Below are 20,234 nucleotides of genomic sequence, written 5' to 3'. Positions count from 1 at the left end.
CGCGGTAGAAGCCACGCTAATCCGCTATTGCACGCGTCTAGTCCGGCGTAGTGCCGCGTAATAAAGTGGCAAGCGCAAACCGAGCGTCACACCCGGAAGCTACAAGCCATCACACAAGACAAACGAGACGTCCCCTTCGCCATGACCGAATACCGATTTTGCCCACGCTGCGCGACGCCTTTGACCAAGCGCGCCGACGCCGAACACGAAGGCGGCCGCGTCCGCCAGACCTGCCCTGATCCGACGTGCGGCTACGTCCACTGGAACAACCCGCTGCCGGTGGTGGCGGCGATCGTCGAATACGAAGGCAAGATTCTGCTGGCGCGCAATGCCGCCTGGGCGGAGGGAATGTTCGCGCTGATCACGGGCTTCCTCGAAAACGGCGAGACGCCGGAAGAGGGCATTGCCCGCGAAGTGCTCGAGGAAACCTCGCTGCGCGCGGAGACGGTCGAACTGATCGGCGTGTACGAATTCATCCGCAAGAACGAACTGATCATCGCGTATCACGTGAAGGCGTACGGCACGATTGCGTTGTCGCCGGAATTGCTGGAGTACCGGCTGGTCGAGCCGGCCAAATTGCGGCCGTGGCGCGCGGGCACAGGCCAGGCGCTCGGCGAATGGATGCGGCGGCGCGGCCTGCCGTTCGAGTTCGTCGAAAGACCGGGGCAGTGAGCCGGCTGACAAATTCGCCGATGAGCCGTGCTGAGCGAGTCGCGCGGCACGGCTAATATTTCCGGCCTGATCATGCACCGTTAGCGAAGGCGCTCGCAGCGCATGCTACCCGACTCGCATTGACGAAAACAACCCGCCGCACAACGTTCACGATAACGCCCGAGACGACCACGCCAGCATGAACAAACCCGCATCCGCCCCGCGCAGCGCCTACCCGCATTTTCTGACGATCCCTACCCGCTGGATGGATAACGACGTCTACGGTCACGTGAACAACGTCGTCTACTACAGCTACTTTGACACCGTGGTGAACGAGTATCTGCTCCGCACCGGCGTGCTCGATTTCGAGCAGGGCGAGACGATCGGCCTCGTGGTGGAGACGCAGTGTAACTACTTCGCGCCGGTGGTGTTTCCCGAGCGGATCGACGCGGGCCTGCGCGTGATACGGCTCGGCACGTCGAGCGTGCGCTATCAGGTGGGTCTCTTCAAGGAAGGCGAAGATCAACCCGCCGCGCAAGGACACTTCGTGCATGTGTATGTAAATCGTGTCACACGGCGCCCGGTGAATTTGCCCGCCGACTTGCGCGCGGCGCTCGAACCGTTGAGCGTCGCGGAACAGCCGGATTAGGCGCGTGCAGTCGTTCGTTATCAATCTGCTCAACGGCGTCAGTTACGGCCTGCTGCTGTTCATGCTGTCGGCGGGCTTGACGCTGATTTTCAGCATGCTCGGCGTGCTGAATTTCGCGCATGCGAGTTTTTACATGCTCGGCGCGTATGTTGGATTTTCGGTGGCGGCGCGCGCAGGTTTCTGGAGCGCGCTGGTCGTCGCGCCGCTCGTCGTCGGGCTGATCGGCGCAGCGCTGGAGCGTTGGCTGTTACGGCGCGTGCGCGTGCAGGGCCATCTTGCCGAGTTGCTGCTGACGTTCGGCGCCGCGTATCTGCTCGGCGAACTGGTCAAGCTCGGCTGGGGCCTGAGCCCGCTGTCCGCGACCGTGCCCGCCGTGCTCGACGGGCCGCTCTTCACCGTCTACGGCGCGGCGTTCGCCCGCTACCGTGCGTTCATGATGGCGGTGTCGCTCGCCATGCTCGCCGTACTGTTCGCGGTGTTGCGCGTGTCGAAGGCGGGGCTGATCGTGCGCGCCGCGCTCACGCACGCGAGCGCCGTCGAAGCGCTCGGCCACAACGTGCCGCGCGTGTTCACCGGCGTGTTCGCGGCCGGCACGGCGCTCGCCGCGCTGGCCGGCGTGATCGGCGCGCCGCTCTTCGTGATCGAGCCGGGGATGGCGGAGTCGCTCGGCTCGATCGTGTTCGTGGTGGTCGTGATCGGCGGGCTTGGCTCGCTAGGTGGAGCGCTGGTGGCGTCGCTGCTGGTCGGTTGCGTGCAGACGCTGGCCGTGGCGAGCAATGTGTCGCTGGGCGACGTGCTGTCGATTTTCGACGCCACGCTCCCCGTCGAATGGGACGCGTTGACGCTCGCGCAACTCGCGCCGCTGATTCCGTATCTGCTGCTGGTGGCGATGCTGGCGCTGCGTCCGCGAGGCCTGTTCGGACGGCGCGACGATCATGCATGAAGCCGGCGAATCGTCAGCGAAATCCAGGGCCGCGCCGCATGCGCGTTGGCGCGTGCTCGCGCCGTGGCTTGCGCTGATTCTGTTCCTTGCGGTGCCGCCCTTCGTCTGGCCGCAAAGCTGGCTGCTCGCCTATCTCGCGCAGACCGCGACGATGATCGTGTTCGCGCTTTCATACAACCTGCTGCTCGGCGAGACGGGGCTGCTGTCGTTCGGTCATGCCGCTTACTCGGGCCTGGGCGCGCTGGTGGCCGCGCAGGTGTTCAACCGGATCGGCGTGCCGCTCGCGCTGCTGCCGCTGGTCGGCGGCATTGGCGGTGCGCTGTGCGGCGTGCTTTTCGGTTTCATATCGACGCGGCGCGCCGGCACGGCCTTCGCGATGATCACGCTCGGTCTCGGCGAACTGGTGGCGGCCGCGGCGTGGACGCTGCCCGACTGGTTCGGCGGCGAGGCGGGCGTGGCGATCGATCGCGCGAGCGGCGTGCCGCTGGGAAGCTGGAGCTTCGGCCCGGCGCGCGAGGCTTATGCGCTGATCGCCGTGTGGTGCCTGCTCGCGTGCGCGGCGATGTTCGCGCTTTCGCGCACGCCTTTCATGCGCCTTGCCAATGCGGTACGCGACAACCCCGTGCGGGCCGCGGCGATCGGCTGCTACCCGCGTCGCATTCGCTATGGCGTCGTGGTGATGTCGGCGTTTTTCGCGGGCATCGCGGGAACGTTGGCGCTGATCAATGTGGAGCTGGTGTCGACGGAAAGCGTCGGCATGATGCGCTCGGGCGCGGTGTTGATCGCCACGGTGATCGGCGGCACGGCGGCGTTTTTCGGGCCGGTCGCGGGCGCGGTCGTTCTGACGTTTTTCAGCGTCGCGGTGGCGAGCGCCACGCGAGCCTGGCTGTTCTATCTGGGGCTGTTCTTCATCGTGGTCGTGGTGATGTCGCCGGATGGACTGGCGGGCTTCGCGCGGCGTTTTATGGCGCGGGTGGCCGCGCATGGCTGGCGCCGGTGTGGCGCTGCGTATGGGTGGGGCACGGTTGCCGCATTGCTGTGGAGCGTGGCCGCCGTGCTCGCCGTGCAATGGGCCTACGCCGCGCAATTCGGCGCGGGCGACGGCGCGGTGTTCAGTGTGCCTGGCGTGCCGTCGTGGATCGTCGCGTCGCCGGTTCACTTCGGCGCCACGGTCTTTGTGCTGGCCGCGTTGGGAGGACTGGCCGCGCATTACGCGAGGCGCGCGCAAGTGCTGCTCGCAGCGTTACGCTCAAACGTCACCCCTACCGCCGGAGCTTCGCGATGATCTCCGCGCTCGCAATTCTCAGGCAAGCGCATCTCGCCGCAACGCGCTCAAGCGCCACGCGCACCGCCGGTGCTTTGACGATCTCACTGCCGGCAATTCGCGCGCGAGCGCATCTCGCAGCCACGCGCTCAAGCGCCACACCCACCATCGGAGCCTCGCGATGATCCCCGCGCTCGCGCTCTACGGCATCGAAAAACGCTTCGGCTCGACGCGGATTCTGCGCGGCGTCGATCTCGCGATCCAACCGGGCGAGCGTCACGCGCTGATCGGTCCGAACGGCGCGGGCAAGTCGACGCTCTTCAATCTGATCGCCGGCGGTGCGCGGCCGAACGCGGGGCGCATCGATCTGTTCGGCGCCGAGATCACGCGGCTCGCGCCGGCCGCGATCACGCGTCGCGGGCTTGCGCGCAGCTTCCAGAGCACCAGCGTGTTCACGCGCCTCAGCGTGTTCGACAACCTGCGCTGCGCGGCGATGCTGGCTGAGCGTGACCGCACACGCTGGTGGCAGCGTTTCAGCGGCTCGCCAACGGTCGACGCGCGCGCCGCACAAGTGCTCGACGCGGTGGGCCTGAGCGAGCGCCGCCACGTTCAGGCCGGCACGCTCAGCTATGCCGAGCAGCGCGCGCTCGATCTCGGCATCGCGCTCGCGGGCGGCGCGCATACCTTGCTGCTCGACGAGCCGACGGCCGGCATGAATCGCGCGGAAGCGGCACGCACCATCGAACTGATTCGCGAGACCACGGCGGGCCGCACGCTGTTGATGGTCGAGCACGACATGGACGCGGTCTTCGCGATCGCCGATCGCATTTCGGTGCTCGTGCAAGGACGCATCATCGCGAGCGGCACGCCGGCGGCGATCCGCGCGGACGAGACAGTGCGCGCCGCCTATCTCGGCGAAGGGTTCGGCACATGAGCGCCTTGCTCGAGATTCGCGCGCTGAACGCGTGGTACGGCGCGAGCCAGGCGCTGCACGGCGTCACGCTCAGCATCGAAGCGGGCGAAGTGCTGGCGCTGGTCGGCCGTAACGGCTCGGGCCGCTCGACGCTCGCACGCGCGATCATGGGCCTCGTGCGCAGCGAAGGCGAGTTGCGTTTCGCGGGCCGACCGCTCGGCGGTCTGCGCACCTTCGAGATCGCGCGTCTCGGACTCGGTTATGTGCCGGAACATCGCGACGTATTTCCGACGCTGAGCGTGCACGAGAATCTGCAGCTCGGCATCGCGCCACGGGATCGCGGCCGCGCGCCGCGCTTCACCCTCGACGATGCCTACGCGCTTTTCCCCGTGCTGCACGAACGAAAGCGCGCGCGCGCAGGCGTGCTCTCGGGCGGCGAGCAGCAGATGCTGACACTCGCTCGCGCGCTCCTTGGCGACCCCGATCTGCTCGTTATCGACGAACCCGGCGAGGGTCTCGCGAGTCTCGTGATGGAGCAGGTCGCGCAGTGCTTGCGGACTTTGCGCGATCGCGGCGTGGCGATGCTGCTGATCGAGCAGCGTCTCGTGATTGCGCAGGACATCGCCAGCCGCGTCGCGGTGATGGGGCACGGCGAAATCGTGTTCGACGGCGCGCTCGCGTCGTTCGTGCAGCGGGCGGACGTGATGCGGGAATGGCTTGGCGTCGGTTGATCGATCGACGTTCGCTAGCGGCGTTTTATTGCGGCGCCGCGCGGCGATGGGTGGCCGTTGTGTTGTCCTTGCCGAATGCCTCATGTGTCGAAGGCGTCGCCCGATCCGCGCAGAGCGCTCGGATCGCGCCAATCGTGCCGTTTGAATCCCATTTGCCGACGCGTCGCTCACGCCCCGTGCACGCGGCTCTCCGCTCAGCCGGCACAGCGATTCAAACGCTTGATCGTTTGGTGAGCGTCCTCCAGAAATCTTGTCGGCAACGCGCTGACAAATAAAGACAATCGGATAAAGACGCGTGACGGCGGCTTGCTGTTTAAAGCCGCAGTATGCGCGACGAACCATGTCGTGCCCGGCGCGCGAAGAACGCGTCACGGCTTCAGGAGGAGACATCATGAGACAGAGACGCGCATTGCATGTGGCGTCGGCGAACGATCCGCGGACGTCGACACACTCGCTGCAAGATCTGAAATCGAAGCTCGCATGGTGGTACGCGCCGATTTGCGCGAGCGGCGCGCTGTTGACGGCCGCGCTGCTGATGTCCGCCTGCGCCGACGCCAGCTCGACAACCGGCGACACGGCCTCCGCAACGTCAAATCCCGCGAGCACGACAACCAGTGCGTCAAGCAACGAAGCCGGCACCGCTGACCGCCGCGCGAATGCCACGACATCGCCGGACGCCGCGCTCGCCGCTCAACCCGCCTCGTCGACGCAACCCGCACTCGAACTCGCCAAGGCGAAACAACTCGCCGTGGAGCAAAGCATCGCTGCGCGCGTACCATCGGCGAGCGGAATGAGTGAGAAACGCAGCCGTCCGCTGACGCTGCGCGATTCAGGCATCGACGGCTCGCTGATGTTCGCGCGCGACGTCGACTTTCGCGTGACCGGCGACATCGGCTTCATGATTCACGACATGGCGGCGACGCTGAGTCCGGCGCGTCCCGGCCAGCCGATCGTATTCGACGATCCGACCAGCGTGACGATCAACGTCCACCGCGGCCATGTGACGCTCGACACCGCGAAGCTCACGGCGATCTTCAACCGTTACCTGTTCCAGTATCAGGGCTCGCCGCTGCGCAATATGCGCGTGGTGCCGCGGGACGGCGGCAATCTGCGGATCACCGGCGAAATGCATCGCGAGACCTGGGTGCCGATCGTGCTGAGCGGATCGCTGTCGATGCGCAACCCCGACGAACTCGTCTTTCACGCCGATCACGTCGAAGTGGCCGGCGTCGGCGCCGACAAGCTGATGCAGGCAGCGCATGTGAAGATGGCCGACCTGCTGAAAGTGGACACGCCGATCGCGCGCCTGGAGGGCGACGACGTCGTGATGCAAGTGGCCAAATTGACGCCGCCGCCCGCGTTGCATATGACTATCACGCAGATTGAAACGAGCGCCGCGGGCGTGCGCTTCACGCTCGACGACCGGAGCGTGCCGAACATCGTCTGGCCCGCGACGATGCCCGCGCGCGGCATGCTGGTGCAAGGCGGCGACGTTAAATTCATGCGCTCGATGCCGATGAACATCGACATGGCGCTCACGCCGGTCGACGGCAAAGCGCCGTTCGTGCTCGATCTGTACCACTATCGCGAGCAGATGGCGGCCGGCTATTTCACCTTCGACGAAGCGGGCGCGCTGGACGTGCATCTGCCGTCATATACAACGCTAGCCAGCGCGGACAAAGGCGCGTCTTTGCAAACAGGCAGCGCGAGCGCGCGCTTTAACGACAGCTTCATTCGCGCGCAGCAGGCCGCGCTCTCGCAGGCGCGGCTCGTTTGGCAACACGCGCCGCAGACGATGCGGACCGCCGCGGTGGCGCGCGCGATTCCAGTCGGCACGCGCGCGGCATTCTCGGGGCAAAGTATGGCGACGCCGGGTTCGGCTTTCACCGACGAGCGTCATTCGTCGGGACCCGCACCGTTGATTCACGTCGAGAATGTCGACTTCTACGTGTCGGGGCGCATCGGTTTTCACGTGCGTACGCTGGACGCGCAGATGGTGCCGAAAAAACCGGGACAACCGGTCGACCTGGACGATCCCGATCAGTACGACATCCGCATCATAAGCGGCGAGGTCGTGGAGCCGTGGCCCGCGATGGCGGCGCTTTTCAACGACTATCTGCTCGACTACGAGCCGCGCTCGCTCAACGATTTGCAGTTGAAGCCGGTGGACGGCAAGCTGGAAGTGAGCGGCGGCATCAAGTTATGGAATCACTTTCCTGGTGTCTGGCTGCCGACCACGATGAGCGGTACGATCGTCGCCAGAGACGAGCGGCATCTCGTGTATGAGCCGACGTCGGTGAAGGTGCTCGGCGTGCCGCAGGCCGGCTTGCTGCGCGCGTTGGATATTCCGCTCGCGTCGCTCACGCCGTTCACGCGCAAGGGCGTGGCGCTCAAGGGCAATGAACTGGTGTTCGACCAGTACACCGTGTTTCCGCCGCCGGTTTTGCAAGGGCGTCTCGCCAGCGCGACGGTCACCGACGAAGGCCTCGTGCTGAAGTTCAAGCGCGACGGCAACGTCGCCGCCGCGAGGCCGCCCGCCGGCGCGGGCAAGAGCTTCGTCTGGATCGAGTCCGGCGACATGAAAATGTTCAACTCGCTGGTGACGAATACGCGCACCTTCATCAAGGACAGTTCGAACCCCGGCGTGATGAAGTTCGATCTGTACGGTTATCGCAACGACGTGTCGAAGGGAACGGTGAAGATGGGCGAAGACGGCGGCCTGGATGTCGATCTGGCCGTTAGAAAATAGCCCGCGCGGTGCTTCTCGAAAGCGCCGCACAGGCTGCTACTTCAAGCATCCTTATTGATGATCCATTCATGCGCCGGGTCGTTGCGGAAATGCCAGACCCGCTGTCCGCCCGCCATCACGTTCAGATAATACGAGTCGTACCCATACGGCACGATCACCGGATGATAGCCACGCGGCACCATCACGACATCGTGATTCTCGACGGCCATCGACTCGTCGATGTCGCGCATGTCGGTGTACACGCGTTGAAACGCAAACCCTTGTGGCGGATCGAGCCGGTGATAGTAAGTCTCTTCGAGTGAGCTCTCGTGCGGGACATTGTCGGTATCGTGTTTATGCGGCGGGTAGCTCGAAGCGTGTCCGCCAGGTGTCCTGACTTCCACGACCAACAACGACTCCGCTGGCTCGGTCTGCGGAAGAATGTCGCATACGTATCGCGTATTCAGCCCTTTGCCGCGTGTCGAGCGTTTCATCGAACCCGGCTCGATCAACCTCGCCGGCAATTCGCCTTTGGCCGGTGCGCTCGCCACGCCGATCTCGGCATCGCGGCAGGCGCGTACCGTGATCCGCACATTCGGCGGCAGATAGACCGCATACGGCGCGGCGTCTTCGAACACGCTGTCGCGCGAACCCAGCGAACTCCATTTGGTGTCCGCGGTTTCGATATCCACTGCGCCCGTCAGCACGACAATGCACACTTCACGCGACGGTTCGAACACGTGCACAACTTCCTTCTCACCCAACCGGTAGGCGGCAAAACCGACATAACGCCAGCACGCCGACTCCGGTGTCACTCGCGCGATTGTCTGGCCTTCGCGCTGCGCCTTCACCAATAAACTCATGCTGCCTCCTGCTGTGTGCCGTCGAGCGGCGCATCGACCAGCGCGCGCAACGTCTTGTAGCCTTTCTGCGCGTATTCGAAGGATGGCGCCACGACCGGATCCTGTTCGGCTTCCACCACCAGCCAGCCGCAATAACCGTGCCGCTTCAGGCGCTCGATGATCGCGGGGAAATTCACCGCGCCGTCGCCCGGCACCGTGAAGGCGCCGGCGATGACCGCGTCCAGAAAACTCCAGTTGCGATTGCGCGCGAGCTTCATGACAGCGGGGCGCACGTCCTTGCAATGCACGTGGCAAACGCGCCCGATATGCTTGTCGAGCACGGCGAGCGGATCGCCGCCGGCAAACGTGATGTGTCCCGCGTCGAACAGCAGGCCAACGGCGTCGCTGGTGCGCGCCATCAGTTGATCGACATCGGCCGGTGTTTCGACATAAGCGCCCATGTGGTGATGATAGGCGAGCCGCACGCCGCGGCTCAGCGTATAACGCGCGAATTCGTCGACACGGGCCGCATATTCGGCCCATTGCTTCTCGCTGAAAAAACGCGGGCGTTGGTAAAGGGGTTGCGCTGCGCCCTGAATCGAATCGGCGACCTCGCCGTACACCATCGCCGTCGCGCCGTTTTGCGCGAGCAGTTCGAGATGCGGGCCGACCTCCGCGATTTCTTCTTCGACGCTGCGTCGCGCGAGGCGTCCGGAATACCAGCCGGAAACCAGCGCGAGATCGTATTGAGCGAGCAGCGTCTTCAGCGCCTGGGGTTCGCGCGGAAACTTGTTGCCGAGTTCGAAGCCTTGATAGCCGATCTCGCGGCCTTCCGTCAGCGCCACTTCGAGCGGCGTCTCGCCGCCGAGCGAAGGCAGATCGTCGTTCATCCACGAGAGCGGATTGATGCCGATACGTACGTCGAAAGCAGTCATGCGGGCGTCCTCATTCGTTGTCGGCGGAGCCGGTGTTGTGCGCGGAGCCGGCAGGTTCGGCGCGGGCCGCGAGTTGCGTTTCGTATTTTGCGCGCGCGTCGCGCACGGCGGGGCGCGTCGAGACTTCCGGCACCGCCACTTCCCACCACCAGCCGCCGTCGTCGGTGGTGCGGGCGGGATCGGTATCGATACTGATCACGTACGTGCGATCCGCCGCGCGTGCGCGCTCCAAAGCAGCTTCGAGTTCGGCGACATTCGCCGCGTGTTCGGCCTGCGCGCCGAGCGCTCGCGCATGCGCGGCGAAATCGATCTTCGGCGCGCCGAGCGGGCCTTGCATGCAGTTTTCGAGCAGATTGTTGAACGGCGCGCCGCCGCACGCCTGCTGCAAGCGGTTGATGCAGCCATAGCCGCGATTGTCGAGCACCACGACGATCAGCTTCGCGCCGATCATCACCGAGGTGGCGATCTCGCTGTTCATCATCAGATAGCTTCCGTCGCCGACCATCACGATCACTTCACGCGCGGGCCGCGCGAGCTTCACGCCGAGTCCGCCGGCGATCTCGTAGCCCATGCACGAATAGCCGTACTCGACGTGGTATGCGCCCGGTCTGCCCGCGCGCCACAGCTTGTGCAATTCGGCGGGCAGGGTGCCGGCCGCGCAGACGACGATATCGTTCGCGGGTGAACTGGCGCTCGAACGCTGCACGGCGCCGATCACATCGCCCTCGTAAGGCAGCACGGTATCGCGCTGCGGCGCATGCGTGAGCGTGCTCACCGTATCGCGCCAGCTTGCCGCGAGTTTGTGCGCGCGCGCGGTCCACGCGCGGTCCGCGTGCCAGCCTTGCAGCGCGTCGGCGAGCGCTTCGAGCGCGAGACGCGCGTCGGCTTCGACCACTTGCGCGCGATGCTTGAGACCGTCGAACGCATTGGCGTTGACGGCGATCACGTCGGCCTGCGTGAACAAGGTGTTCGAGCCGGTCGTGAAGTCCTGCAAGCGCGTACCGATGGCCAGCACGCAATCGGCGTCGTGCGCGAGCGCGTTCGCCGCGGGCGAGCCGGTCACGCCGAGCGCGCCCGCGTTCAGCGGATCGTTCCACGCGAGCGCGCCTTTGCCGGCCTGGGTTTCCGCCACTGGAATGCCATGCGTGGTGGCGAAACGGTGCAGCGCGTCGGTTGCTCGGCCATAGAGCGCGCCGCCGCCCGCAACGATCAACGGCCGCTTCGCATGACGCAGACGCGCGATGGCGGCTTCGATTTCATCGGCGCGCGGCGCGGGCGAATGAAACGTGACCACGCGTGGTTTGAAGAAGTCGACCGGGAAATCCCATGCCTGCGCCTGCACGTCTTGCGGCAACGCGAGCGTGACAGGCCCGCACAACGCGGCGTCGGTCAGCACGCGCACCGCGCGCGGCAACGCATTCAGCAGTTGCGCCGGATGCACGATGCGGTCGAAGTAGCGCGACACGGGCTTGAGCGCGTCGTTGGCGGAGACGCCGCCGTCGTGGAAGTCTTCGACCTGCTGCAACACGGGATCAGGCGCGCGCGAAACGAAGATGTCGCCGGGCAGCAGCAGCACCGGCAAACGGTTCACATGGGCGAGCGCCGCCGCGGTCACGAGGTTGGTGGCGCCCGGTCCGATCGACGTCGTGACGGCCATCATGCGGCAGCGGAAATGCGCCTTCGCATAGGCGATCGCGCTGTGCGCCATCGCCTGTTCGTTGTGCGCGCGCAGGGTCGGCAGTTCGTCGCGGTGCTGATACAGCGCCTCGCCGATCCCCGCCACGTTGCCGTGGCCGAAGATGGCGAACACGCCGCCGAACAGCGGCTCGGTGCCTTCGCCGTCTTCCGTCGCGACGCGTTGCGCGGCGAGATAGCGGACCAGTGCCTGCGCGGTCGTCAGGCGCACCGTGCCACCCGTGCGCGTGCTGGCGTGGCTGGCGTCGTTGGCGGACGCCGCGTCGTGATGCACTACGCGCTGATTCATGCGGCTTGCTCCTGATGGACAGGGTTCGGTGCGCCGGACTGCGCGGTGCTTGCGCCACGCGTTGCACGCCACGAAGCGATCAGTGTTTCGAAGGTGCGGCGCACGCGCCCGATCAACTCGTCGTCGCCGATTTCTCCGGCGAGCCAAGCATGGCTCGGCTCGTGGAAGATCGTGCGTCCGACCGTGAAGCCGCGGCACGTCGCCGATTGCGCGGCCGCGCGGAAGCCTTCGTCCAACTGCTCGACGGCCGCCGACAAACCGAGCAGCACCACGCCGCGGCAATACGGATCGCGCTCGGCGATCAGCGCGTCGACGTTGCGCCACTGCGCGGCGTCCATCGGTTCGAGCTTCCACCACTCGGGATAGATGCCTATGTTGTACAGGCGCTTTAACGCGCGATACACGGTATCCGGCGCTTGCGGCAGATGCGCGTGTTTCGGCGGAATCACTTCGAGCAACAATTCGTGGCCGCTCGCTTGCGTCGCGTCGTAGAGCGCGCGCAATTGCGCCTCCTGTTCGAGACGCTGCTCGATGGGTTCGTCGGGATGGAACTGCACGAGGCACTTCACGATATGTTCCTGCGGCCACGGGATCAGCGTGGTGCCGATCGAACGGCCGTGATCGAACACGAGCGGCACCGAGCCCGGCAGTTCCACCGGCCGCCCGATCCACCAGCCGCGCCCAGTCGCTGCGTTCAGCGCGTCCTGGCCATAACGGTCGTCGATCAGCACGCCGATGCGGTTCTGCAAACCCAACGCGCTTTCGGTTTGCGCGACGGCTTCGACGAACAGGCCCTTCAGGCGCGCAATGCGCGCATCGTCAGCGCCGGTTTGCTGCGCGAGTTCGAAGAACTGGTTGCGATGGTCGAAGGCGAAGCCGAGCACTTCGTCCCATTGTTTGCGGGCCGGCGAGACGCGATGCAGCCGTGCGAGCGTTGCGTCGCGATCCGGGCGGCGCATGCGCTGCGGATCCGCTTTCGCTTCGCGCAGGAAGTAGTCGAGTTCGGCGGGCGTCGGCATGGCCGGCGCGCAGCCGTGGCGCGAGACGACCAGCGCGCCGCTCGCGTTTGCAATGCGCGCGCAGGCTTCGAGCGGTTGATCGCGCAGCCATCCGGAGAGAAAGCCCGAGGCGAACGCATCGCCCGCGCCGAGCACGTTCAGCACTTCGACTTCCACGCCGCCGTGAATCGGCAGGTCGTCGAGCGAGGCGGGCACCGCGCCGTCGATGATCTGGCAGCCCATTGGTCCGCGTTTCAGCACCAGTGTGGCCGGCGTGACGGCGCGCACCATCGCGAGTGCTTCAACTAGTTCGGTCTTGCCGCCGGCAATGCGGAATTCCTCTTCGGTGCCGATCACCAGATCGAAGAGCGGCAGAATGCGCTGCAAATGCGCGGTGACGCCTTCGCTCGCGACGAAGCGTGTTTCACCGTCCGCTTTACCGGTGAGGCCCCATAACACCGGGCGATAGTCGATATCGAGCACGGTGCGCACCTGGTTGCGGCGCGCGTAGTCCAGCGCGCGGCGGCTCGTGCGGTTCACCTGTTCGGTGGAAAAGTGCGTGCCGGTGATCAACAGCGCTTTCGACGATGCAATGAAGGCCTCGTCGAAATCCGCTTCGTCGACCGCCATATCCGCGCAGTTCTCGCGGTAGAAGATCAGCGGGAAAGTATCGCGGTCTTTCAGGCCGAGCAGCACGAGGGCGGTCAGGCGCTCCTGATCGATGCGCACGTGGCTGACGTCGCAGCCTTCCCTGGTGAGCGTCTCGGTGAGAAAGCGGCCCATGTGATCGTTGCCGACGCGCGCCAGCATCGACGACGCGAGACCGAGACGCGCGCAGCCGAACGCGATATTCGCCGACGATCCACCGAGATACTTCGCGAAGCTCGACACGTCTTCGAGCCGCGCGCCGACTTGCTGCGCGTACAGATCGACGGCGAGGCGGCCGAGACAGACGATATCGCGGCTGCGGCCCGGCGCGAAGCGGCTGCCGGTGGCCGGAGCCGATGCGGACGCGATGCCGCTGGAGGTGCTGGAATGATCCATGAAGTTTCCTGAATAGCTAAGCGCGGCGGCCGGCGCGACTGCGCCGGGCCGGCGCGCGAATGAATCAGATCGTCGCGCCTTCGAGTTCGCCGATCATCTTCTGCATCTCGGCGCCGCCGGCCATCATGTCGAGCACTTCGTCCTTGCTGATGGTTTCCTTGGTGAACGTGCCGAGCGATTTGCCGCGATTGAGCACCGTGAACGAATCGCCGATCGGATACGCGTGGTGCACGTTGTGCGTGATGAAGATCACCGAAATGCCCTTGGCGCGCGCCTTGTGAATCAGCTTGAGCACGTTGAAGCTCTGCTTGACGCCGAGCGCGGCGGTCGGCTCGTCGAGAATCAGCACACGTGCGCCGAAGTGAATCGCACGCGCAATCGCGAGACATTGCTTCTCGCCGCCGGACATGGTGCCGATCGGCTGATGCGCGTCGCGCACGTTGATGCCCATTTCGGCGAGCTTGTCGCGCGCGGTGATGGCGCTGGTTTCAAGGTCCATCACGCTCAGGAAGCCGAACAACTTCTTTTGCGGCTCGCGTCCCATGAAGAAATTGCGCGCCACGGAGAGCAGCGGCACCAGCGCGAGATCCTGATACACGGTGGCGATGCCGAGATCGAGCGCATCTTTCGGCGACTCGAACAGCACCGGTTTGCCGTCCACCAGATACTGTCCGGAAGAGGGCTGATGCACGCCGGCAAGCGTTTTGATCAGCGTCGACTTGCCCGCGCCGTTGTCGCCGAGCAGGCAGTGCACCTCGCCGCGTTTCAGGCGCAAGGTCACGCCGCTTAGCGCGATGACCTTGCCGAAGTATTTGTTGACGTTCTCCAATGCGAGGATCACGTCTTCCTGCGGCGCGGCTGCGGTCGCGTTTGCGTTCGATTCAGGCAAGGCGTTCGCCGCGGTATTCATATCGGACATGTTCGTCTCCTCCTTACGCCTGCGAGACGCGGCGGCGCACATAGTGATTGAACAGCACGGCGATCAGGAGCATCACGCCGAGGAACACGCGGAACCAGTCGGAACTGACGTTGGTGTAGGTAATGCCGATCTGCACGACGCCGAAGATCAACGCACCGAAACACGCGCCGACCACCGAACCATAACCACCCGTGAGCAAGGTGCCGCCGATCACCGCGGCGATGATTGCTTCGAACTCTTTCTGCAAACCGCGGTCGGCCGCGGCCGAGCCGATGTCGCACACTTGCAGCACCGCGAACAGGCATGAGCAGAACGCGGTCAGCACGAACAGCGAAATCTTCACGCGACGCACCGGCACACCCACGTTCTTGGCCGCGTTGGCGTCGCCGCCTACCGCGAGAATCCAGTTGCCCGCGCGCGTTTTTGCCAGCACGAACGCGCACACCGCCGCGAGTCCGAGCCACCACAGAATCACCTTGGGAATGCCCGGCACGAGCGCGTGGCCGTTATCGAGCATGGTGCCGATGCCGTGGCGCGCGAGCATCGTGAACAGACCGTTCAGCGCGACGCCGTGAAACAGCGTATTCGCGAGCCAGTCCTGCTGCGCGAGGTCGCCGACACCGGAGACGATGGTGCGGTCCGCGAACATGATCGAGAGCGCGAGCGTGAGGCCGCGCAGGATGAACAGAAACGCGAGCGTGACGATGAACGACGGCAGGCGCGTGCGCATCACCAGATAACCGTTCAGCGCGCCGAGCAACATGGAGCCGGCGAACGCGAAGAGAATCGCCAGCGAAATCGGCCAGTGAAAATACACCGAGGGAATCGCGACCATCATGCCGGCGAAACCGATCATCGAGCCGATGGAGAGATCGAACTCGCCGGCGATCATCAGTAGACAAGCGCCCACGGCGAGAATGCCGAGATACGCGGAGACCTGCGACCAGTTCATCACGCCGTCGAGGTTGAACATGCCGGAGTTGCCGGCCGTCAGCGCGAAAACGAGAAACACCAGCACCGCGCCGGAAATCGCGGCGAATTCAGGGCGATTCAGCACATGGCCGAATCGGGATTCCTTGCGCAATCGTTCATCCGAATCGGGCAGCGACGGGGCTGCTTCGCCGGTATTCGTCTTGACGTGCGGTGGGAAGTGTTTGCCGGCTACACCCATGATGTCTCCTTGGAGCCCGGCCGTGTGCGGCTCGCACGCGAGGATGCGTGGCGAGAACGACAGCCGGTGAAATGCGCGGTGGCGGCGGGCGGCCCGTTCCGAATCGAAGCGGTGCCCGCCGTGCGCGTGACTAGCTAAAGAAAAGAATCAGCGATACTGCCCTGCGTACTTGATGACCTTGTCGAGGTTTTCCTTGGTGATGAAACCCGGACCCGAGCGAATGTTCTTCGGCCCATAGGAAGGCGCGAGGCCATAGGTTGCGAGCCGTTCCTTGAACTTCGGATTGGCTTCGAGAATCTGGCGGATCTTCGCGGGATCGATGGTGTGCTCTTTCTTCACGATCGCCAGCACGGCCACGGGGATATAGCCCTGCAGGTACGGCTGCTGGTCGATCGCGAACTGGATCGTGCCGTTCTGGATCGCCTTGGCGATGTCGTCGGAGAAGTCGAACGTGCAGAAGTAGATCTTGCCCGCCAGACCCATTTGCGTGACCGCTTTCAGCGTGGCCGAAGCCGGGGTCGGTCCGAGCGTCAGGATCGCGCCGGTGTTCGGATGGTTGCGCAGATACGCGCTGACCTTCGACTGGATTTCGGTCGGATCCTGGCCGGAGTCGATCGTGGATGCCTTGTAGTCGACGCCGAGCGCTTCGGCGAAACCACGGCAACGGTCGAACGACACCGTATTGCTGGCAATGTGGTTCACGCACAGGAACGACTTCACGCCCGCGGCCTTGGCCTTCTCGCCGGCCGCTTTGCCCGCGACGTATTCCGGTTGACCCACATGCATGATCGCGCCGAGTTGCGCGCTCTGTTCCTCGGTGCCGGAATTGATCGTGACGAGCGGAATCTTCTTCGCGGTCACTTTGTTGATCGAGCTTTTCAGCACGTCGAAATCGGCGATGGTGACGATCACGCCGTCGTAGTTGCGCGCGGCCGCCTGTTCGATCAGACGGGACATGTCGGCGATGTCGCCGTTCGGCGGATTGCGGTAATCGGTCTCGACGTTGAAGTCCTCGTCGGCCTGTTTAATGGCGTTCTTGATGGTGTTCCACCACGAATCCGAATCCGGCGCGTGGCTGATCAGCACGAAGTGCGCGTCAGCCGCGCGGGCGGCGGAGGCCGCGCCGAATCCCGTCGCCAACGTCAATGCCGTCACCAGAATCCTGAGCGTAGCCTTGCCCTTGCAAAGTCTCATTGTCTCCACCTTTCTCGGTATGTCGTTTTTGAAGGGAGCGTCTGGCGGGCGGCTTTGCATCCGCGTACAAACCCGGGTGTTGCCACCAAAGCGCCATCGCTCACGACCAAGATTAGGCGATCTTCGAAGGCGTTGCAATGAAAATTTCATTACAAATAAAAATGGAAAATACGTTCCATTTGACGGGGCGGCTGCCTATAATCGGCAGCGTCAGGAGGCCGTGTGGCGGCGGGTTGGAGCGGCTGCCGCACTGCAATAAAGCACCCGAGAGAGAGCCATGGCGGAAGAGAGCACCGAGGAATTGCCCAGCGTCGAAGAATTGATGCAGCGCATCGCGGAAAACTACGATGCGTTGCCGCGTCAGTTGAAGAATGTCGCGACATATATCGAGCAGCATCGATCGAGCGTGATGGTGGACCGCACTAGCGACATTGCGGCGAGCTGTGGCGTGCATCCGTCCGCCGTGGTGCGTTTTGCGCAGCGCTTCGGCTTTTCCGGCTTCTCCGATCTGCAGGCGGTTTTTCGCCAGGCTTACACGGGGCAGGGCAGTTCGTCGCCGAGTTATCAGCAGCGCATTCGCAAGCTGATCGACGAGAAGCCGGGCGCGCTGTCCGGCGGCTCGGTGGCGCGCGAATTCATCGCGGCCTCGCGCGGCGGTCTGGAAGAACTCGAAGCGGGCCTCGACGACAAGGAGTTCGACGCCGCGGTGAAGATGCTGCAACAGGCCGACAACATCTATGTGATCGGCGTGCGGCGCTCGTTTCCGGTGGCGAGCTATATCGTCTACGCGCTGCAGCACACGCCCAAACGCGTGCATCTGGTGTCCGGCTTCGGCGGCATGTACCGCGAACAGATTCGCAGTGTGAAGAAGGGCGATGTGGTGATCGCGATCAGCTTCGCGCCCTATGGCAAGGAAACGCAATATTGCTTGCGGGTCGCGCATCATCATCAGGCCAGGACGCTGGTTATTACGGATAGCCAACTATCTCCGCTTGCGCGTTATGCGAGTACGCAACTGTATGTGAAAGAGGGCAGCGCATTTGCCTTCCGCTCGCTGACCAGCACGATCTGTTTGTGCCAGGCGTTGTTTATCGCGCTCGCGTACAAGCTCGAATTGAATGTTGAAGAATCCAAAGACACTGGAGGATACGATGACTGATGGGGCAAAGACGATCGACGTAGCGGTGTTCGGTGCGGGGCGCATCGGCAAGATTCATGCGGCGAATCTCGCGCGGCAGCCGGGCGTGCGCCTGAAGTATGTGGTCGACGTGAATCGTGAAGCCGCCGCGGCGCTCGCCGCCGAGCATGGCGCGCAGGTTGCCGATATCGACGGCGCGATGGGCGATGCGTCGATCGGCGCGACCGTGATCTGTTCGAGCACCGACACGCATGCCGATCTGATCATGCAATCCGCCGCGCAGAAGAAGCACGTGTTCTGCGAGAAGCCGGTCGATCTCACGCTGGAGCGCGCTCGGGCTTGTGCGGATGCGGTGGAGCGCGCGGGCGTGGTGTGCATGATCGGTTTTCAGCGCCGCTTCGATCCGACGTTTTCGGCGTTGAAGGCGCGGCTCGATGCCGGTGAGATCGGCACGCCGGAAATGCTGGTAGTGACGAGCCGCGATCCGGGCGCGCCGCCGGTCGAGTACATCAAGCATTCCGGCGGTATTTTCAAGGACATGCTGATTCATGACTTCGACATCTTCCGCTGGATTCTCGACGATGAGGCCGACACGCTGCACGCCACCGGCAGCTGTCTGAGCGACCCGGCGATTGCTGAGGCGGGCGATATCGATTCTACCGCGGTGACGATCCGCACGAAGCGCGGCCGCCTGTGCCAGATCAATACCGCGCGCCGTGCCGCCTACGGCTACGACCAGCGTTTCGAAGTACTGGGCAGCCACGGCATGTTGCAAGCGGGCAATGTGCGGCCCACCGAAGTCACGGCTTATTCGAAAACCGAGGTGTCGAGCGACGTGCCGGAAGCGTTTTTCCTCGAACGCTACCGGGCGGCTTATGCGCATGAAATCGCGCATTTCTTCGACGCGGTGACGCATGGCAAGCCGGTGCGCACAACCGTCGCCGACGGTTTGAAGGCGCTCGAACTGGCTGAAGCCGCGACCCGTTCGTGGCGTGAGGGCCGCGCGGTCAAACTCGGCGAGGCATTGTGATGACGGCCGCCGCGCCGCGGGTTCGTGTGGGCGTAGTCGGCCTCGGGCGTCTCGGCAAGCGGCACGCGGAGAATCTGGCCTATCGCGTGCCGGGCGCGTCGCTCGTGGCCGCCTGCAGTCCGGTGGAAGAAGAGCGGGCGTGGGCGCGCGAGGCGTTGCCCGCGCCGCGTCTGTACGAGGACTATGCGGAGCTGCTGGCTGACCGCGAGGTGGATGCGGTGTGGCTCGTCACGCCGTCTTCGTTGCACGCGCAGCAGATTGTCGATGCGTTGCGAGCCGGCAAGCATGTGTTTTGCGAGAAGCCGTTGTCGCTGGATCTTGCCGAGTGCGAAAGGGTGCTGGCCGAGTCCGCGCGTTATCCGCATTTGCAGGCCACGATTGGTTTCATGCGGCGTTTCGATCCGAGCTATAAAGACGCGTTCGACAAGATCGAAGCCGGCAAGATCGGCCGGCCGTTTCTGGTGCGCTCGCAGACCGCGGATCAGAACGACAGCGATGGTTTTTTCGTGCGTTTTGCGGCGACATCAGGCGGGATTTTTCTCGATTGCACGGTGCACGATATCGATGTCGCGCGCTGGCTGCTCGGGCGGCCGCGCGCGAAACGCGTGTTTGCCGCGGGGGCCGCGGTGATGCATGAAGGGTTGCGTGAGTTCGGCGATGTCGATAACGGTGTCGCGATCTGCGAATTCGAGGGCGGCAAGCTGGCCGTGTTTTACGCGTCGCGGACGCAGGCGCACGGCAATGACACGCATAGCGAGGTGATCGGCACGGCCGGAGCGCTGGCTATTGGGTGTAATCCGCGGGCGAATCGGGTTGAGATTTATGACGCCACGGGGATTCGGAACGAGTGCACGCCGAATTTTTTTGATCGGTTCGAGGATGCGTTTTTGTTTGAGGCGCGGGCGTTTGTTGTGGCTGTGCGGGGTGGGGTGGGGGCTTCTGCTGCGCAGGCGGGTGCTTCACTCGCTGATGCGGTGGAGGCTACGCGGATTGGGGTGGCGTTGCGGGAGTCTTTGTTGAAGGGGGAGGCGGTTACGTTGTAGGTTTTTTTGCTTTTTGTTTTTTGCCTGCGCGGCGGGGTCTGCTTGCTGTGTTGGCCT

17 protein-coding genes are annotated in these 20,234 nt (G+C 64.4%); 10 read left to right on the top strand and 7 right to left on the bottom strand.

The window, feature by feature from the left end; all coding sequences use genetic code 11:
* Positions 1 to 141 precede the first annotated feature (141 nt).
* The 7 genes from B0G75_RS20965 (at position 142) to B0G75_RS20935 (ending at position 7,900) form a co-directional block, all read left to right on the top strand.
* Positions 142 to 672 carry an NUDIX domain-containing protein gene (locus tag B0G75_RS20965; protein WP_106309674.1) on the top strand — a complete coding sequence of 177 codons (531 nt, stop codon included), beginning with the start codon at positions 142 to 144 and terminating at the stop codon, positions 670 to 672.
* 178 nt (positions 673 to 850) lie between these two features.
* Positions 851 to 1,300, top strand: coding sequence for a thioesterase family protein (locus tag B0G75_RS20960; protein WP_106309671.1), 450 nt, complete (start codon positions 851 to 853; stop codon positions 1,298 to 1,300).
* A gap of 4 nt (positions 1,301 to 1,304) precedes the next feature.
* Positions 1,305 to 2,243, top strand: coding sequence for a branched-chain amino acid ABC transporter permease (locus B0G75_RS20955; protein ID WP_106309668.1), 939 nt, complete (start codon positions 1,305 to 1,307; stop codon positions 2,241 to 2,243).
* Complete coding sequence (locus B0G75_RS20950) at positions 2,236 to 3,528, top strand: branched-chain amino acid ABC transporter permease (RefSeq protein WP_181309318.1); 1,293 nt, start codon at positions 2,236 to 2,238, stop codon at positions 3,526 to 3,528. The genes B0G75_RS20955 and B0G75_RS20950 overlap by 8 nt, the downstream gene beginning before the upstream one ends.
* Before the next feature lie 160 nt (positions 3,529 to 3,688).
* Complete coding sequence (locus B0G75_RS20945; protein WP_106309666.1) at positions 3,689 to 4,441, top strand: ABC transporter ATP-binding protein; 753 nt, start codon at positions 3,689 to 3,691, stop codon at positions 4,439 to 4,441.
* Positions 4,438 to 5,151, top strand: coding sequence for an ABC transporter ATP-binding protein (locus B0G75_RS20940; RefSeq protein ID WP_106309663.1), 714 nt, complete (start codon positions 4,438 to 4,440; stop codon positions 5,149 to 5,151). The genes B0G75_RS20945 and B0G75_RS20940 overlap by 4 nt, the downstream gene beginning before the upstream one ends.
* A gap of 391 nt (positions 5,152 to 5,542) precedes the next feature.
* Entirely contained in the window at positions 5,543 to 7,900 is a 2,358-nt protein-coding gene (locus tag B0G75_RS20935) for a hypothetical protein (RefSeq protein WP_106309660.1), read from the top strand.
* Between the two features lie 41 nt (positions 7,901 to 7,941).
* On the opposite strand, the gene iolB is transcribed toward B0G75_RS20935, so the two are convergent.
* The 7 genes from iolB to B0G75_RS20900 all read right to left on the bottom strand — a co-directional run bounded on the left by iolB (position 7,942) and on the right by B0G75_RS20900 (position 16,966).
* Positions 7,942 to 8,742, bottom strand: coding sequence for a 5-deoxy-glucuronate isomerase (gene iolB, locus B0G75_RS20930; protein ID WP_106309657.1), 801 nt, complete (start codon positions 8,740 to 8,742; stop codon positions 7,942 to 7,944).
* On the bottom strand, positions 8,739 to 9,656 hold the full coding sequence (gene iolE, locus B0G75_RS20925; protein ID WP_106309654.1) for a myo-inosose-2 dehydratase: 918 nt from the start codon (positions 9,654 to 9,656) through the stop codon (positions 8,739 to 8,741). The genes iolB and iolE overlap by 4 nt, the downstream gene beginning before the upstream one ends.
* Positions 9,657 to 9,666: 10 nt before the next feature.
* The gene (gene iolD / locus B0G75_RS20920; RefSeq protein WP_106309651.1) at positions 9,667 to 11,640 is read right to left on the bottom strand and encodes a 3D-(3,5/4)-trihydroxycyclohexane-1,2-dione acylhydrolase (decyclizing); all 1,974 of its coding nucleotides are present in this window, start codon (positions 11,638 to 11,640) and stop codon (positions 9,667 to 9,669) included.
* Positions 11,637 to 13,682 (bottom strand): 5-dehydro-2-deoxygluconokinase, encoded by a 2,046-nt coding sequence (gene iolC, locus B0G75_RS20915; RefSeq protein WP_106309648.1) that lies wholly within the window; start codon positions 13,680 to 13,682, stop codon positions 11,637 to 11,639. Before iolC ends, iolD begins: the two co-directional genes overlap by 4 nt.
* A 64-nt stretch (positions 13,683 to 13,746) precedes the next feature.
* A complete protein-coding gene (locus B0G75_RS20910; RefSeq protein WP_258194600.1) occupies positions 13,747 to 14,601 on the bottom strand; it encodes an ATP-binding cassette domain-containing protein in 855 nt (284 codons plus the stop codon).
* Positions 14,602 to 14,614: 13 nt separating this feature from the next.
* The gene (locus tag B0G75_RS20905) at positions 14,615 to 15,772 is read right to left on the bottom strand and encodes an ABC transporter permease (protein WP_106309645.1); all 1,158 of its coding nucleotides are present in this window, start codon (positions 15,770 to 15,772) and stop codon (positions 14,615 to 14,617) included.
* 147 nt (positions 15,773 to 15,919) lie between these two features.
* Positions 15,920 to 16,966: a sugar ABC transporter substrate-binding protein gene (locus B0G75_RS20900; protein ID WP_106309641.1), complete on the bottom strand. Its 1,047-nt coding sequence runs from the start codon at positions 16,964 to 16,966 to the stop codon at positions 15,920 to 15,922.
* Positions 16,967 to 17,243: 277 nt separating this feature from the next.
* On the opposite strand from B0G75_RS20900, the gene B0G75_RS20895 reads away from it, so the two are divergent.
* The 3 genes from B0G75_RS20895 to B0G75_RS20885 are packed head-to-tail and all read left to right on the top strand — an operon-like array spanning position 17,244 to position 20,177.
* Positions 17,244 to 18,125, top strand: a complete 882-nt coding sequence (locus B0G75_RS20895) for a MurR/RpiR family transcriptional regulator (RefSeq protein ID WP_106309638.1) — start codon at positions 17,244 to 17,246, stop codon at positions 18,123 to 18,125.
* Positions 18,118 to 19,134: an inositol 2-dehydrogenase gene (iolG, locus tag B0G75_RS20890; RefSeq protein ID WP_106309635.1), complete on the top strand. Its 1,017-nt coding sequence runs from the start codon at positions 18,118 to 18,120 to the stop codon at positions 19,132 to 19,134. The genes B0G75_RS20895 and iolG overlap by 8 nt, the downstream gene beginning before the upstream one ends.
* Complete coding sequence (locus B0G75_RS20885; RefSeq protein ID WP_106309632.1) at positions 19,134 to 20,177, top strand: Gfo/Idh/MocA family oxidoreductase; 1,044 nt, start codon at positions 19,134 to 19,136, stop codon at positions 20,175 to 20,177. Before iolG ends, B0G75_RS20885 begins: the two co-directional genes overlap by 1 nt.
* Positions 20,178 to 20,234 lie beyond the last annotated feature (57 nt).

Source organism: Paraburkholderia sp. BL18I3N2 (assembly GCF_003001875.1).
Lineage (GTDB): Bacteria > Pseudomonadota > Gammaproteobacteria > Burkholderiales > Burkholderiaceae > Paraburkholderia > Paraburkholderia phytofirmans.
The sequence above is the reverse complement of the archived record's forward strand: the minus strand, read 5'-3'. Positions and strand labels throughout refer to the sequence as shown.